The 15,188-nt window shown below is 61.2% G+C and carries 8 protein-coding genes, 1 tRNA gene and 3 rRNA genes; 4 read left to right on the top strand and 8 right to left on the bottom strand.

Annotation, left to right across the window (positions count from 1 at the left end):
* Window positions 1-54: 54 nt before the first annotated feature.
* Both coxB and FGF80_RS01615 read left to right on the top strand, forming a co-directional pair.
* Window positions 55-846: a cytochrome c oxidase subunit II gene (coxB, locus tag FGF80_RS01620; protein WP_138651850.1), complete on the top strand. Its 792-nt coding sequence runs from the start codon at window positions 55-57 to the stop codon at window positions 844-846.
* A gap of 583 nt (window positions 847-1,429) precedes the next feature.
* Entirely contained in the window at window positions 1,430-1,804 is a 375-nt protein-coding gene (locus FGF80_RS01615) for a hypothetical protein (protein WP_138651848.1), read from the top strand.
* A gap of 343 nt (window positions 1,805-2,147) precedes the next feature.
* Here FGF80_RS01615 and FGF80_RS19965 read toward each other — a convergent pair whose 3' ends face one another.
* The 5 genes from FGF80_RS19965 to FGF80_RS01595 all read right to left on the bottom strand — a co-directional run bounded on the left by FGF80_RS19965 (window position 2,148) and on the right by FGF80_RS01595 (window position 7,722).
* Window positions 2,148-2,405, bottom strand: coding sequence for a DUF7344 domain-containing protein (locus FGF80_RS19965; RefSeq protein ID WP_455429711.1), 258 nt, complete (start codon window positions 2,403-2,405; stop codon window positions 2,148-2,150).
* 235 nt (window positions 2,406-2,640) lie between these two features.
* A 5S ribosomal RNA gene (gene rrf, locus FGF80_RS01610) occupies window positions 2,641-2,762 on the bottom strand.
* 130 nt (window positions 2,763-2,892) lie between these two features.
* Window positions 2,893-5,813: ribosomal RNA gene (locus FGF80_RS01605) — 23S ribosomal RNA — on the bottom strand.
* Between the two features lie 229 nt (window positions 5,814-6,042).
* A tRNA-Ala gene (locus FGF80_RS01600) sits at window positions 6,043-6,114 on the bottom strand.
* A 134-nt stretch (window positions 6,115-6,248) separates the two neighbouring features.
* Window positions 6,249-7,722 (bottom strand): 16S ribosomal RNA (locus FGF80_RS01595).
* Together the 16S, 23S and 5S rRNA genes with 1 tRNA gene alongside form the textbook arrangement of a ribosomal RNA operon.
* An 894-nt stretch (window positions 7,723-8,616) precedes the next feature.
* On the opposite strand from FGF80_RS01595, the gene FGF80_RS01590 reads away from it, so the two are divergent.
* Window positions 8,617-8,994 carry a winged helix-turn-helix domain-containing protein gene (locus FGF80_RS01590; RefSeq protein ID WP_130170974.1) on the top strand — a complete coding sequence of 126 codons (378 nt, stop codon included), beginning with the start codon at window positions 8,617-8,619 and terminating at the stop codon, window positions 8,992-8,994.
* Window positions 8,991-9,287: a DUF7521 family protein gene (locus tag FGF80_RS01585; RefSeq protein WP_006187175.1), complete on the top strand. Its 297-nt coding sequence runs from the start codon at window positions 8,991-8,993 to the stop codon at window positions 9,285-9,287. The genes FGF80_RS01590 and FGF80_RS01585 overlap by 4 nt, the downstream gene beginning before the upstream one ends.
* Before the next feature lie 142 nt (window positions 9,288-9,429).
* On the opposite strand, the gene lpdA is transcribed toward FGF80_RS01585, so the two are convergent.
* The 3 genes from lpdA to FGF80_RS01570 all read right to left on the bottom strand — a co-directional run bounded on the left by lpdA (window position 9,430) and on the right by FGF80_RS01570 (window position 15,149).
* Entirely contained in the window at window positions 9,430-10,896 is a 1,467-nt protein-coding gene (lpdA, locus tag FGF80_RS01580) for a dihydrolipoyl dehydrogenase (protein WP_138651846.1), read from the bottom strand.
* Window positions 10,897-10,964: 68 nt separating this feature from the next.
* Window positions 10,965-13,178 carry a phage tail protein gene (locus tag FGF80_RS01575; protein ID WP_138651844.1) on the bottom strand — a complete coding sequence of 738 codons (2,214 nt, stop codon included), beginning with the start codon at window positions 13,176-13,178 and terminating at the stop codon, window positions 10,965-10,967.
* Between the two features lie 3 nt (window positions 13,179-13,181).
* Window positions 13,182-15,149, bottom strand: coding sequence for a putative baseplate assembly protein (locus FGF80_RS01570; RefSeq protein WP_138651843.1), 1,968 nt, complete (start codon window positions 15,147-15,149; stop codon window positions 13,182-13,184).
* Window positions 15,150-15,188 lie beyond the last annotated feature (39 nt).

Here is a 15,188-nt window from a genome sequence, read left to right as displayed (position 1 = left end):
CAGTCCGCCGATTCGTGAACGCCGTATATCATGCCGGTCGTCGAATGCCCGCTAATGGGCAGCCGTCGACGCGCGATCCTCACACTCCTCGTCATGGCGTGCTCGAGTTGCCTCGCGCTGACGGGGGTAGTCGCTGCACAGTCGACCAATCGCAACCTCATCGACTCCCTCGAATACCAACTGCTCTACGTTGCCCTGCCGCTTACCCTGTTCGTCCTCGTCATTCTGATTTACGCGGCTGTCAAGTTCCACGACAACGACGATCCCGAACCGACCACGGAAGATCCCGCCCTCGAGATCACCTGGACCGCCGCGACGGCGCTCATCCTGCTCTTCGTCGGCCTTTCGGGCTACAGCGTCCTCGTCAATCCCTACGTATCGCCCTCTCAGGCACTCGAGGGCGACGACCGCAGTCAGGAGGGATTCGACTCGTTCGACGATCTCCCCGAAACCGACGACGAGGAGATACACGTCCGCGGCTACCAGTGGGAATGGCAAGCGACCTACCCGGGGTCGAACGTCACGACCGAAAACGAACTCGTGCTCCCGGCCGATCGAAACGTCACCGTCTGGCTCACCAGTGACGACGTCGTCCACTCGCTGTTCGTCCCTGATCTGGGCATCAAACAGGACGCCTTCCCCGGCGAATACACCCGTTCCCGGACCATCGTCTCCGAACCGGGCCGCTACAACGCGGTCTGTTCCGAATTCTGCGGTGCAGGCCACTCGCGAATGGACGCCACAGTCGTCGTCGTCGAACAAGCCACCTACGATCGCTGGCTCGCCGAAAACGAGGACACCGTCACCGACGCACCGGAACCCGGCCAAGACAGCCCCAGTCTGTAAGAGTTAAACCGGACACCGACCTAGAGACACTGCGTGCCTTTAGTCCCCGTCCGAGCGAACCCATTCGGGTGCGATGACAGTACGGCGAACCCGGGCACGCAACAGTCGTTCCGGGGACCTCCCACGAGTTCCCCCGCCCGGCACGAGGGTTAGCCAGCCGACGCGGCACGCCGCCACGGGATGAGGCTGGACGTTAGTGTTCCGGGCGCACATTTCTGAGACCGTACCAGTGACGGTGCCGCGAGTGTCACCCGTGACCAATCTCTCGGGCCGTGTCCGGTCGTCCCGTCTCTCGAAACCCGCTCATATCTGTCGATCCATCACCGTCGACTCTATCCATGAAGTACGACCCGTGGTCCGTACGTGACATTCCACGGATGATTCACTCCTGTCGTCGGGGACGTGCGACCGGAGCTCGAGCCGGAACACAGACCCGGCACCATAACAGCTCCAGATCGTCAAGATAGCCGTATTTCCTGCCGAGAAGCGGTCTGTTATTTCAGGAGGGGAGAGTGAACGCTGACCGCTCATGGCCCTGACCGGCCGTAAAAAGAGATTTTAGCAAGTATGTGAATTAACTCGTATGGTGTTGGACCTGCTCGTCGGCCTAGGAATCAGTGGACTCTTAATTTTTGTCGGGCCAGCTTCGTGGTATCATCCGACTCTGTTTCTCTATCTGTTCGATCAGTCCGCCCTCGATCCATGGCCACAGATCCTGTTTACCCCGGCGGCGTATATCGGAGGACTGTTTCTCGTGTTAACCGTCGGCGTCACTCTCTACTTCGGTCAGGCGGTCATCAGCCTTGTGTTCGGCGCAGCGATTCTGCGCCGTCACAAGCGAAACCCACGCGGCGACGACGAAATCTGGCCGTCCAGAACTGTGGCAGGTGGAACCTTTTTCGTAGGGGGTGTTCGCGATCATCGGCGTTATCAAAGCCATCTGTGTGCGGGTTGCTGACGGCCCAGCACAGTCGAAGTGGTCGGAGTAAGACGAAGTTATTGTAACCGTTCAGATGCAGTCATCGGGTCTGTGATGGAGAGATGCCGGGTAATGCCGTACTCAAGTGCTACTAGTCCGTCGACGGCTAGTGTTTCGGGCGACATTTTCCGATGCGGTGAGCACAACTCTCGAGGTGACAGAGCAAACCGTACAGATCGGCCGCGAACGCAGAGTGCTATTTCCGGATTCATGAATAGTTGCTGGCTCCTTCCTCGACCAATACGACAAGCCGATCAGCCGTCGGAAGTCGATTCCGTTACTGGATCTGTAAAGAGAAGTGACTCGGTTGGACGATCACTAGCTAGATCGACGGACTCGACATCTCGCGTGTGCTCGATGGTCGCTTGCAGTCTCTCGAAGTGACGCCAGTAACGAGATCACCACTTTGTGGATCGCACGTGATGATTTCGTGATCGGCGAATCGAGGGAGGTGAATCTGCCTCTGTGATGTTGTTACCCTCTCTGCTTCGTCTGCCGTGACCTGCTCAATCGACTTGGTCTGTTCTGCAGCGGCGATCCGAAGCACCAATCGGTCAACGGTCGTCCGTTCGCGGTCCATGAGAGCGTACAAGACGTATTGACGACGCGCTGCGGAAAGGAGATCATAGGTAGTCCTGTGGACACAATCCGGTGTTCCAGGGACAGCTGGTTAAGGTCCGCTCCAGAAACAGTCGGTATTTAAACTTGCTACGGTCTCTGGTTGGCTGCTCCGAGTTGTGTATCGGACCGCTTCAGGAGCGATACATACGCAGAAAACCCCACATAGCCGATGCTATGTGGGGCTTCAGTATGAGTGGTGGCGGCGAAACGAAGTTCCCAGAGGGTCTCCCACTCCAGTACTAACCGTAACGCAGGCGAGCTTATCTTCCGTGTTCGGGATGGGTACGGGAGGCACCTCGCCGCTATGGCCGCCGTAACGCCGATCAACGGAATCGAACCGTTGCAATGCCAGTATCGGTTGGTGTGTCTAAGACCGTGTGTACGTGTAGTCCAGTTTACGTCCGGACCCGTTCTCGCGTCACGGATCCAATGCGATGTAATGTATGAATGTGTGGCTTGGCCGGTTAGTGCTCGCGGGCTCAACACCTCGTTGCCTTGGTGCGTACACCCCGAGTCTATCGATCTCGTCTTCTACGAGTGGCCTCAATGGTATCTCTTTTCCAGGTGGGTTTCGAGCTTAGATGCGTTCAGCTCTTACCCCGTGGTGCGTCGCTGCCCAGCACGTGCCCTTTCGGACAGCTGGTACACGAGTGGCACCCATTCGTAGTTCCTCTCGTACTATACGAACGTTCCCGTCAGATACCGTAACACCCCCAATAGATAGCAGCCGACCTGTCTCACGACGGTCTAAACCCAGCTCACGACCTCCTTTAATAGGCGAACAACCTCACCCTTGCCCGCTTCTGCACGGGCAGGATGGAGGGAACCGACATCGAGGTAGCAAGCCACCCGGTCGATATGTGCTCTTGCGGGTGACGACTCTGTTATCCCTAAGGTAGCTTTTCTGTCAGCAATTGGCCGCATCAAGCAGCCTAATTGGTTCGCTAGACCACGCTTTCGCGTCAGCGTCCGTCGTTGTGCCGGACACTGTCAGACTTCCTTTTGCTCTTGCGCTCTTCCCCGAGTCTCCGACTCGGGTGAGGAAATCTTGGGGCGCGCCCGATATCTTTTCAGGCGCGTACCGCCCCAGTCAAACTGCCCGGCTACCAGTGTCCTCCGCCAGGAGTGAGAGTCGCAGTCACCATCGGGTAGTATTTCAATGCTGGCTCGGTGGCCCGCTAGCGCGGGTACCTGTGTACTGCCTCCTACCTATGCTGCACAATGGCGACCACGTCTCAGTGACAGCCTGCAGTAAAGCTCTATAGGGTCTTCGCTTCCCCTTGGGGGTCTCCAGACTCCGCACTGGAACGTACAGTTCACCGGGCCCAACGTTGGGACAGTGACGCTCTCGTTGATCCATTCATGCAAGCCGCTACTGAAGCGGCAAGGTACTACGCTACCTTAAGAGGGTCATAGTTACCCCCGCCGTTAACAGGTCCTTCGTCCCCTTGTACGGGGTGTTCAGATACCTGCACTGGGCAGGATTCAGTGACCGTACGAGTCCTTACGGATTTGCGGTCACCTATGTTGTTACTAGACAGTCGGAGCGTCCGAGTCACTGCGACCTGCCTCTTCGCGAGGCAGGCATCCCTTATTGCGAACGTACGGGACTAACTTGCCGAATTCCCTAACGTCGGTTGATCCCGACAGACCTTGGCTTTCGCCGCCATGAGTACCTGTGTCGGATCTCGGTACGGACAGTGTGCTCGCCTTTTCACGGGCTCTAGGTTGGCCTGACTTGCGCGATCCTACCATTCGTTCGCTTCGTGCCATTACGGCTTCCACGAATTTCGATAGTTCGACTGGGCGAAAGCCCAGCTCAGGCGGCCCCAAAGCGTCGGCTTTGAGTGCACACTGGCATAGGAATATTAACCTATTTCCCTGTTGTCAGCTTCGACTTACGGGCTGACTTAGGACCGGCTAACCCTCAGCTGATCAGCATTGCTGAGGAACCCTTACTCGTTCGGCCGTCGGGGTTCTAACCCGACTAACGCTGCTACTATGACCAGGATTTTCGTTACTGAACGGTCCACACGAAATCTCTTCCGTGCTTCCACCCGAACAGAACGCCAACCTACGAGATCACCTTGTGAAAGGTGCTGCTAGGTCTCGGTGGTAGACTTGAGCCCCGATCATTTTGGGCGCCTCAAACCTCGGCCGGTAAGCTGTTACGCTTTTCTTAGAGGGTAGCTGCTTCTAAGCTCACCTCCCGGCTGTCTAGGGCTTGAGACCACCTTCGATCGCACTTAGTCTACACTTGGGGACCTTAACCCAGCTCTGGGTTGTCTCCCTCACGGTACACAGGCTTACCCCGTGCACCGGACTCCCTGCGTCGAGCGGCGTTTGTAGGTTCGGAGTTGGACAGGGGGGCGCACTCCTCTCGGAGTGCGGTCCCCCAATCCGTCGCTCTACCCCACAAACTACCTCGGCAGAGGTCATGCTTCGACATGTTTCGGTTGGAACCAGCTGTTTCCGGACTCGATGGGCCTTTCACCCCTAGACGTAGGTCACGAGAGGGTATTGTAGGACACCAACTCTAACAGACTTCCACGTGCCTTTCGGCACGCTTCATCTTGCCCACGCCTAGATCGTCCGGTTTCGGGTCGTGCCCGTTTGACTCCCCGCGCTTGAACACGGCGGCCCTCGTGCAAAGCACTGCGGCCATGTCGGTTTCCCTTCGCCTTCCTCGATAATCGAGTTAGACTCGTCAAACAAGCACACTCCCTGGTTCGTTTTTCAAAACGTACGACAGAACACCGGCTTCCCAAACTTCTTACTACAGGTTCGCACCTGATTCATTTTGTCCGGGACCTTGTGTGCCCTGTCGCTCCATCGCCAACTGATTTCACGCCCTATTGCACCTCCCTTCGTGGGGTGCTTTTCAGCGTTCGCTCACGCTACTTGTTCGCTATCGGTCTTGAGGAGTGTTTAGTCTTCGCGGTCGATGCCCGCGATATTCACGAGGGATATCCAACCCCCGATACTCTGGGACTGACGCACAGCATACTTGTCGACGGTACGGGACTGTCACCCTGTCTCGTGCTCTATTCCAAGAGACTTCGCCTCGCCGTTCTGCTGCTGAGAGTCAGCCCGAACACCACATTGCCCGTGAGGGCTTCGGTTTGGACTGTGTCGCGTTTATTCGCCATTACTAACGACATCGCGTTTGCTTTCTTTTCCTGTCGATACTAAGATGTTTCAATTCTCGACGTTCCCCATTGCGCGAAGCAATTGCGGTGGGGATTCCCATTCGGAGATCCTGAGTTCTTCGCCTCCGTGCGGCTCCCTCAGGCTTATCGCAGCTTGGCACGTCCTTCATCAGCTCTCAAGCCGAGCGATCCACCAGCTGGCACAGTAGCCACGTTCATCGGATCGGCGATCGCACGGAAGTGCGATCACGTAGTGACCCGGGAACGGGTCCAGTGGACGCCTGGACTACACGTACACACGGTCTCATTTGCACGCCGGTAGACGGCCGGCCTGCATTAACCCTTCCCACCCGCGTTTACACGGGGTGGTGCATCGGTTCGTTGTTCGGATTAGATCGAAGTTCCGTCTCCCACTTAAGGGACACGGTTCGATCGTCCTCCGAGACATGGACCCACAGGGATTCGAACCCTGGGCATCCTCCTTGCAAAGGAGGCACTCTACCACTGAGCTATGGGCCCACGTCCGCCCAGAAGGGCGGACAGGGAGTGACACGTTAGCCTTGGTAGTTCAAAGGTGCCCGATCGGCCAGACGCTGGTCGATCGAACGTGAACTGCAAAGGTGGGCCAGGCACGACGGCCTGGTCCCGGTCTGTGGAGGTGATCCAGCCGCAGATTCCCCTACGGCTACCTTGTTACGACTTAAGCCCCCTTGCGGAGCCCAGATTCGACCGACGTTGCGTCGGCCTCATCCGGACCCCACTCGGGTGCTTTGACGGGCGGTGTGTGCAAGGAGCAGGGACGTATTCACCGCGCCCTTCTGAGGCGCGATTACTACCGAATCCAGCTTCATGAGGGCGAGTTTCAGCCCTCAATCCGAACTACGACCGAGTTTCGGAGATTAGCGTCCCCTTTCGGGGTTGCATCCCACTGTCTCGGCCATTGTAGCCCGCGTGTCGCCCAGCACATTCGGGGCATACTGACCTACCGTTGCCCGTTCCTTCCTCCAGTTTGGCACTGGCAGTCCTCCTAATGTACCCAACCACCGCAAGGGTGTTGCTGGCAATTAGGAGTGCGGGTCTCGCTCGTTGCCTGACTTAACAGGACGCCTCACGGTACGAGCTGACGGCGGCCATGCACCTCCTCTCAATGGCTCCAGTAAGGTCATCAACCTGACTTTCACTGCACATTGTCGATGCTGGTGAGATGTCCGGCGTTGAGTCCAATTAAACCGCAGGCTCCTCCGGTTGTAGTGCTCCCCCGCCAATTCCTTTAAGTTTCATCCTTGCGGACGTACTTCCCAGGCGGTCTGCTTCACGGCTTCCCTACGGCACAGCACAGGCTCGTAGCCTGTGCCACACCTAGCAGACATCGTTTACAGCTCGGACTACCCGGGTATCTAATCCGGTTCGTGACCCGAGCTTTCGTCCCTCACCGTCGGATCCGTCTTCCAGAGGCGCTTTCGCCACCGGTGGTCCGTCCAGGATTACGGGATTTCACTCCTACCCCGGACGTACCCCTCTGGTCTTCCGGTCCCAAGCCACGCAGTTTCCACCGGACGCCCGCGCGTTAAGCGCGCGGATTTCCCGATAGACTTGCGTGGCCAGCTACGGACGCTTTAGGCCCAATAATAGCGGTCATCACTCGTGCTGCCGGTATTACCGCGGCGGCTGGCACCGGTCTTGCCCAGCACTTATTCTACGACCACCTTACGGTCGTGAAAAGCGAGGACTATATGCCCTCGCACTCGGAGTCCCCTTATCGCACTCGCGTGCAGTGTAAAGGTTTCGCGCCTGCTGCGCCCCGTAGGGCCCGGTATCTTGTCTCAGATACCGTCTCCGGGCTCTTGCTCTCACAACCCGTACCGATTATGGGCACGGTGGGCCGTTACCCCACCGTCTACCTAATCGGCCGCAGCCACATCCTATGGCGCCGTAACGTTTCGCGTTCGTGCCACTCCAGGCGATGAACGCTATTCCACATTAGCCTCAGTTTCCCGAGGTTATTTGGATCCATAGGGTAGTTTGGCCACGTGTTACTGAGCTATCTGCTACGAGTCTAAACTCGTGCAACTAGCATGGCTAAATCGGACTCCAATAGCAATGACCTCCGGCAGGATCAACCGGAATGCTATCTGTACTCTCCCGTGGTGGGAGAGGGTCTGTTGGCGGTGAATGTTGGTACACACTCACACAATGGTCCACGTTCGATGACACACGGATCGTCGACCGATCGAGCGTCACCGAACTACCAAGGCTAACATCAGATCCCATCTGTACGGCGGACCGCAGGGGTGGAATCCTCATTTCCTTCGGATGTAATCGTAGGTCGCCTGGGGTACATAACCCCTTCGGACTCGAGCCATCCGAGATGACGGAACGGATTGAACGTTCCGTCGATCACGTTTTCGTTCGCGTTCATATCCAACTGCCCTCGTACATATAAGGGCATCGGATCGCGTCCTCGCCGGAATCCGCATCCGGCGGGGACTTCCGCGTACTCCGAACGACGATCCCCTATCATATAAGGGCGTCGTATCGGAACGCCGTCGGTCGGCGTCAGTCGCGGCGAGTCCGAGTGCCTCGAGATGGACGGTAGCGGAGCGGTCCGCTGCCGTCGCGAGGGCGGATATGATGCCAACCTCCGTGCCGGGTCGCGGCCGGAGGGAACGTGGCGGCGTGCGCCACGTCGTTCGCATTAGTGTCGGATGCCCGGGCAACATATAAGGCCGTCGGACGAGACCGGCATCGGAATCCGATACCATGGCACGATTTTCCGCGAGACCATTGCAGCAGTGACACTAATAAATGCAGCGGCTGCTCGAGCGAGTCGAAGCGCCGTCTCGAGAATGTCACGCGGGCGGAGGTCGGCCGGTCATCCCACCCTTGTAGGGAGTCGGACCGAATGATACCCGCGTGCTCGCACTCGAGCGTGCACGCGCATGAAGGCTTCGTGTCGCGGGCCACCGGACGGGGGCAACGCATCGATGCCGATAAACCATGTGCGTTGCAAGAGGGAGACGAATGGTCCGGGACCCGTTCGCTTCGGAGTCGACGCCGTCGGCAGAGGAGATCTGCTCTGCGCTGGACGATCCCGACTGCCGTGAGATCATCCGTAATCTCGAGGAGCCAATGACCGCGTCGGAGCTATCGAAGCGGTGTGAGATTCCGCAGTCGACGCTGTACCGGAAACTCGAATTGTTGACCGAAGCGACGCTGCTCGAGGAGTCGACCGAGATTCGACAGGACGGCCACCACGCGAGCAAGTACTCGATCGCGTTCGACGAAATCACGCTCGGGTTGGACGAAGAGCGGTCGCTGACGGTCCAGATCGAACGGCCGGCGCGGACGGCGGACGAACGGCTCGCGGAACTGTGGTCGGAGGTGCGAAAGGAAACATGAATCCATTGCCCGCCGGCTCGGCCGAGACGATGTTCGCGCTGGCCGTCGTCAAGACGCTCGTGCTCGCGGTTGGGAGCATCATTACGTACTTCGCGTTCAAGGCGTATCGTCGGACTCGACAGCCCGCATTGGGCTATCTCGCCGCAGGGTTCGGACTCGTCACGCTTGGACTGGTACTCGCCGGAATGTTGTACGAACTGCTCGATGTCGGGCTCGCGACGGGAATCTTACTCGAGAGCCTACTCGTGTTGGCTGGCTTTCTCGTGATCGCGTACTCGTTGTACGTACAGTAAGAGTCGACCTCGAGTTCGTCCGGTCGCCAACGCTCGCCGTGGGCCAGTGTGTGCCGCGGGTCGGATGGAAATCGACAGAAGCCGGACGAACGGAAGTACCGAGGCTGCTATTCAGGGATCGGTTCCAGATCCAGTAAACGGATTACCGATTGAGCGTGTGAATCGCGTGGCCGAGCGCGTTTTCGGCGGCCTCCATCACTGCCTCCGAGAGCGTCGGATGCGCATGAACCGTCGAGGCGACGTCCTCGAGGGTTGCACCGAGTTCGATCGCGAGGCCGAGTTCGGCGATCAGTTCCGAGGCTTCGGGGCCGACGATCGAAGCGCCGAGGACGTAGCCGTCCGCGTCGTCGGCGACGATCTTGACGAAGCCGTCGGAGTCGCCGGTGGTCAACGCACGGCCGCTGGCGCGGAGCGGGAACTGACCGGTGACGGTCTCGAAGCCGGCGTCGTCGGCCTCGGATTCGGTCATCCCGACGGTAGCGATTTCGGGGTCGGTGAAGACGACCGCGGGCATGGCCTGGTGGTCGATCGCTGCTGGTTCGCCGGCGATCACCTCGGCAGCGACCTGTCCCTCTGCGCTGCCTTTGTGAGCGAGCATCGGTTCGCCGGCGACGTCGCCCACGGCGAAGATGTGATCGACGTTCGTGCGTGCGCGCGAATCGGTTTCGATGAACCCGCGATCGTCGGTCTCGACACCGGCTTCCGCGAGGTCGAGCGTGTCCGAGACCGGCTGACGGCCGACGGCGACGAGGACCTTCTCGGTGTCGAGTTCGAGGCGCTCGTCCGCGACGGCTTCGGCGCTTCCACCGTCGGCGGTGGCCTGTTCGGCTGGGTCGGCGACGACGCGGATCCCGCCGTCCTCGCGCTCGTCCCAGTCGGATGCGGTGTAGCCGAACTCGAAGTCGATCCCGAGATCGGCCGCCCGCTGTTTGACGGGACGCTTGAGGTCGTCGTCGTACCCCGGCAGGATCGAGTCGAGCATTTCGATAACGGTCACGTCGGTCCCCAGTTTGGCGAAGACGCCGGCGAGTTCCATCCCGATGTAGCCGGCCCCGACGACGACCAGCGAGTCAGGAACGGAATCGAGCGCGAGCGCCTGTTTGGAATCCAAGACCGGCTCGTCGTCGAACTCGAAGTTCGGGATCTGGATGGGCCGCGAACCGGTTGCGACGATCGCGTGTTCGAACTCGAGCGTCTCCGAGCCCTGCCCCTCACCGCTGTGCGAGACGCGGACGGTGTTCTCGTCCGCGAAGTGGGCGGTGCCCTCGAGCAGATTGACCTGGTTCGCCTTGCAGAGTTTCTCGACGCCGCTCGTGAGTTGATCGACGACGCCGTCTTTCCAGTCCATCATCCCGGCGAGATCGATCGCGGGGTCGGCGTGAATCCCCATCTCCTCGGCGGAGGCGGCCTCGTGGGCGATATCCGTCGCGGTAATCAGGGCTTTCGACGGAATACAACCGTAGTTCAGACAGGTTCCCCCGTAGGCGTCCTTCTCGACGAGCGTGACGTCCAGGTCGAGTTGTCCGGCGCGGATCGCGGCCACGTAGCCAGCGGGTCCAGCACCGATTACCAGTACGTCCGTTCCAGTGGTGACATCTCCAACGACCATTGTTCAATTCGGACGGACGATCCGAAGCATACTGTAGGTGTTCCTTGGCGACGGCCCACCGAGCATCGTTACTCCGATTCGGTTCGATCGACGAGCACCGTGTTCTCGCCGAGCGTCGTCTCGCCGAGCGCGAACTCCCGTTCAGTCAATCTGCTGTTGATTCCCAGGAACGTATCGCCCTCGAGACTCAACTCGTCGTCGATTTCGACGACATCAGCGCCGACGTGGGCCGGTTTCCCGGATTCGACGATCGCCTCGATCGCGTCCCGTTCGTCGTCGGTTTCGAACGGCCCACAGAACACGGCAAACGACTGCGGCCCGGACGCGGGAAGCGGATACTGGCGGCGAACCGAATCGCGGTCGATACACGCGAGGTCGTCGTCGTCGATAAAGAACAGGCGGTGGCCCGACGGCGTATCTCCGACGGTTCCGTCGCCGCCGTCGGCCGTCGCCGTCGGTGCTGCGGGACTGTCCCCGTCGACACCGCTCCCGCCATCGCCGTCGAAGCCGCCATCTCCCGGCGAGGCTGCCGATGAAGGAGCCGCCGAGGCCGATCCGGTATGGCGGAGATAGAGTTCGAGCATCGACTGGAGCCCTGCTTTCGTGCCGCGTCGTTTGTACAGCGCCGGCGCTCGAGAGAGCAGTTCCCGCCGTGCGTCCTCGGGCCAGTTCTCGTCGGTCTCGACCGCGAGCCACTGCCCGAGCCACGAGAGGGCCTCGCTCGGAACGGCATCGGGGTCGAAGTAGCGGCCGATGTCGTCGATTTCCGCCTCGATATCGGCGAAGACGGACTCGAAGACGGAGAGGTACTGTTCTAAGAACGCGGCCGAACGATCGTCCTCCTGGTAGAGCTCCGGAAGGTATCGGAGGTACGACTGACGCGGACAGAACGCCGTCACGGAGTCGACACGCGGCGATGACTGCGGGCTCCCGTCGAGTTCGAGCGCGACGAACAGGTAACGACCGACGGCGTCCCGCAAGAAGACGTCGTCCGGGTTCAGAGCGTCGACGGTCGTCCAGTGGACATCAGCGTGTGCCGCCAGCGCGTCGATCGCTGCGGTCTGCCAAGCATCTACGTCCGACCGGAACCGGTCCGGCAGCGCCGCTGTGAGCCGGTCGCTGTCGCGACGGGCAAGCTCCCAGACGGAGGTGACGCCCAGATCACGCAGCGAATCGGCCGCGTCGGCCGATATCGCATCGAGGTCCGCGAAGGCAGCGTCGCTGGGCATCGGATGGTTCGTCGCGAGATATCGGACCCGGACCTGCGTGCTCGCGGTCAGCTGGGAGAGTTCGAGCGCGAGGCGGTGCCACTCGGTGTCGTCCGAGCCGGAATCGTATCGGTGGAACGCGTCGCCGACGTGACGGTCCCGCCGCGGATGGCGCGCGTGGCGCTGTCGCTCCCGGAGCAACTGGCCGGAGCCGTTCGAACCGGTAACGGCGTACAGCTCCCGCCGGTCGTCGGGCGCGGTCGGTCGAGCGGCGAGGGTCCGACAGGACCGGTCGAACCGATGGCGCTCGCGGAACGCTCCCGATTCGGGGTCGCGCTCGAACAGGGCAGGCAGTTCGTCCTCTAGTTGGCCAGCGACGAAGAGCGTGTCGTCGACCACCGAGACCGCAGTCGGGGAGAACTTGCTGTCCGCCGCGACGAACTCGGCCTCCGTAATCGGGAACTGGTCGGCGGTGTCGTTGTCCCCGAACGTCCGGATGATCGGGTCGCCGTCGTTACGGTCGAGCACGTACCCACGGCCGTCCGCACCGACAGTGATGTCGGTCGGGTCGACGAGCCACCAGTCGATCGTTAACTCGGCACCCCCGTCCCGGCCGATGGTCCGGACACGACCGACATCGTCGAGGAGGTAGAGGCAGCCCCCACCGTGGGCGATCCCGATCGGGTCGGTCGCGTCGGTCTCGATGGTTCCGATCGTCCGCTGGAGTTGTGGTGCGATGACGGTGATGGAGCCGTCGGTTCCATCCGCGATGAAGGCTCGATCGTCGTCGACACAGAGCACACACGGATCGTCGATATCGCCAGCGGAACGGGTCCACAGGCGTTGTGTGATGTCCGTCGTCGGGTCGTGGCGATAGAGCGACCCCGACGTGTGAAGGCTGTACAAATCGCCGTTCGAATCCATCGCTGCGTCGACGACAGCGTCGTCGATCGCCGATCGCTCGATGGAAACCGTCGTTGCCAGTCCGATCCCCTCCTCGCGGACATCGACGTTTCGTCCGATCCACTCCCGCCAGTCCGCGGTACTCGTCGTCGTCGCGTATGAAAAGTCCATGAGTTAGACACCCCCATCGGTCGAATCGGTTTGGATCGAGAGATCCGTCGTCACGTCTTTGACGGCGAACAGCGAGGTATCGTCGATCCGGACGGTCCCGTCGTCGATCGTTGCACCGCCGTGGGCGACGATCGTGACTTCGCTGACCCGGTCTATCACGTCCAGTTCCGCGATCCGGTCGACGAGTTCCGAACGGTGCAACGCCTCTCCGAACGGCCATCCCGTTCCGTCGTTCCCCGTCAGGGGATGGATGAACTCCTCGATGGCGGTCCGAACGGCGACATCGTGACCACCGCCGGCGTATCGAGCCCTGGCCCGACCGGTAACCGAGATATCGAGACCGACGTACCGGGGACCCATCACGCGGACCCGGTCACTCAGCAGTTTCCGGTCGCCGATATGCTGCCTGACGGCGCGCAGGAACCCCTCGCTCGGTTCCGGCATCCCAACGTCGGGCGGCGCGAAGGGAACGACGACGACGGTGATCTCGCCGTCCTCGACGAGCACGTTCGTCCGGCCGATCCTGAGCCCGGGCGTATGCGCGGCGACGTACCGGTAGTCGTCGGCAGTGATCGCCCGGTACGGGATCCGGCGGTCGCGTCGCACGCGGTCGAGCGCGTCGTCGATGGTCTCCCTGGCAGCGCCCCCGGTCGCGGCCGCCGTCGGTGTCGCCTCGATGTCGCTCCCGTCGATCGGTCCCTCGAGCGAGACGTCGGGATCGGCGAGATGCCAGATCGTCTCGACCGGAACGTTTCCGGCCTCGCCGCCGCCGGCAACGTAGTCGGCGACGACGGTGGCATCGGCGGGCGGAACCCGACCGTGATTGCCATCGCCGAAGGTGACGGTTCCCGCCTCCCGGTCGAGGACGAAGTGTCTATCGTCGGGCCCGGAGGCATCGAAGTCGGGAACCGCCTGCCACCGTTGCCCGTCGACGAACACCGTCGCGGAGAGCACCGGTGACCGCTCGAAGGCGTACGTCTGGCCGTCGAGCGCCGGCGTCTCGTGCGGGCGGCCGACCTGCGTCAGCGCTTCGTCGCGGACCGACACCCGATGGCTGACCGAGACGACGTTCGGCTCGATGGCGTCGAACTGCGGCGGGATTTCGTGTCCGGCCGTCTCGAGACGACACCGGAGCCACGGTCGGTCCGTCGACCGAACGGCAGCCGGCGGGTCGGGCATGTCCGCACCGCTCGTCACCGCCCGGTCGTCGGGCAGGACCAGTTCGATCCGGCCGCTCCGATAGAACGCGTTCGTCCCGTCGGCCGCGACCGAAAGCCGGTGCCACGCGTCGTCGTCCCCGCGGCGATACTCCCAGACGGGTTCGACCGAGGGCTCGAACGACGACTCGAGCGAGCCGTGGGTCGCCGGCTCCGGGAGGTTGTCCTCGTGGTAGTTGACGGTCAGGGTCAGCGTCCGGGCATGTGCGAAGGGATCGCTATCGAATCCCAGATAGCAGGCGTCCCCCGCGGTCGCGTCGGCACCGAACGCACGGTAGAACATCCCGTCGGTCCGGTTCGCGTGGGTGTTGTCGGTCCGGCCGCTATCGGTCACCGTCAGCACGCGCTCGAGGGTCGCCGCGGTCAGCGTGACCGCATGGTCGGTCTCGAACCGGTAGCTCGCGTCGGCATCGTTGGTATCGGTGACCGAGAACTGCGTTCCGGCGGGGAGTCGTCCCCACGCGGCGTCGGTCGGCAGCGACAGTCGCAGACGCGTCGACGCCGGCGTCGGCGGCCGTCGGCGCTCGCCCATCAACGCGAGGTACTTTTCACGGTGGTCGTCGGTGACCCTGTCGAGTTGATAGACGTACGTTTCGGTCAACCAGGCCAGAACCTCGAGGATCGTGATCCCGGGATCGTGCGGATTGGCGTCGGTCCACTCGTCGGCGTAGGCTGGAATGAGGTTCGTGGCCTCTGACAGGATCTCCTCGTAGGTTCTGTCGTCGAGTTCCGGAACGTCAATGCCCACGTCCATCACCTTCGGTCGGTCGCCGGTTACGGCGGTCGGATCGGA

The sequence above is a fragment of the Natrinema pallidum genome, from assembly GCF_005890195.1.
GTDB classification, from domain to species: domain Archaea; phylum Halobacteriota; class Halobacteria; order Halobacteriales; family Natrialbaceae; genus Natrinema; species Natrinema pallidum.
Note: the sequence above shows the minus strand (reverse complement) of the source record. Positions and strands in the feature narration are given on the sequence as shown.

What these genes read in the sequence shown, in the direction of transcription:
- coxB (WP_138651850.1), top strand. Translation starts at nt 55, where the DNA reads ATGGGCAGCCGTCGACGCGCGATCCTCACACTCCTCGTCATGGCGTGC.
- FGF80_RS01615 (WP_138651848.1), top strand. Translation starts at nt 1,430, where the DNA reads ATGGTGTTGGACCTGCTCGTCGGCCTAGGAATCAGTGGACTCTTAATT.
- FGF80_RS19965 (WP_455429711.1), bottom strand. Translation starts at nt 2,405, where the DNA reads ATGGACCGCGAACGGACGACCGTTGACCGATTGGTGCTTCGGATCGCC.
- FGF80_RS01590 (WP_130170974.1), top strand. Translation starts at nt 8,617, where the DNA reads ATGGTCCGGGACCCGTTCGCTTCGGAGTCGACGCCGTCGGCAGAGGAG.
- FGF80_RS01585 (WP_006187175.1), top strand. Translation starts at nt 8,991, where the DNA reads ATGAATCCATTGCCCGCCGGCTCGGCCGAGACGATGTTCGCGCTGGCC.
- lpdA (WP_138651846.1), bottom strand. Translation starts at nt 10,896, where the DNA reads ATGGTCGTTGGAGATGTCACCACTGGAACGGACGTACTGGTAATCGGT.
- FGF80_RS01575 (WP_138651844.1), bottom strand. Translation starts at nt 13,178, where the DNA reads ATGGACTTTTCATACGCGACGACGACGAGTACCGCGGACTGGCGGGAG.
- FGF80_RS01570 (WP_138651843.1), bottom strand. Translation starts at nt 15,149, where the DNA reads ATGGACGTGGGCATTGACGTTCCGGAACTCGACGACAGAACCTACGAG.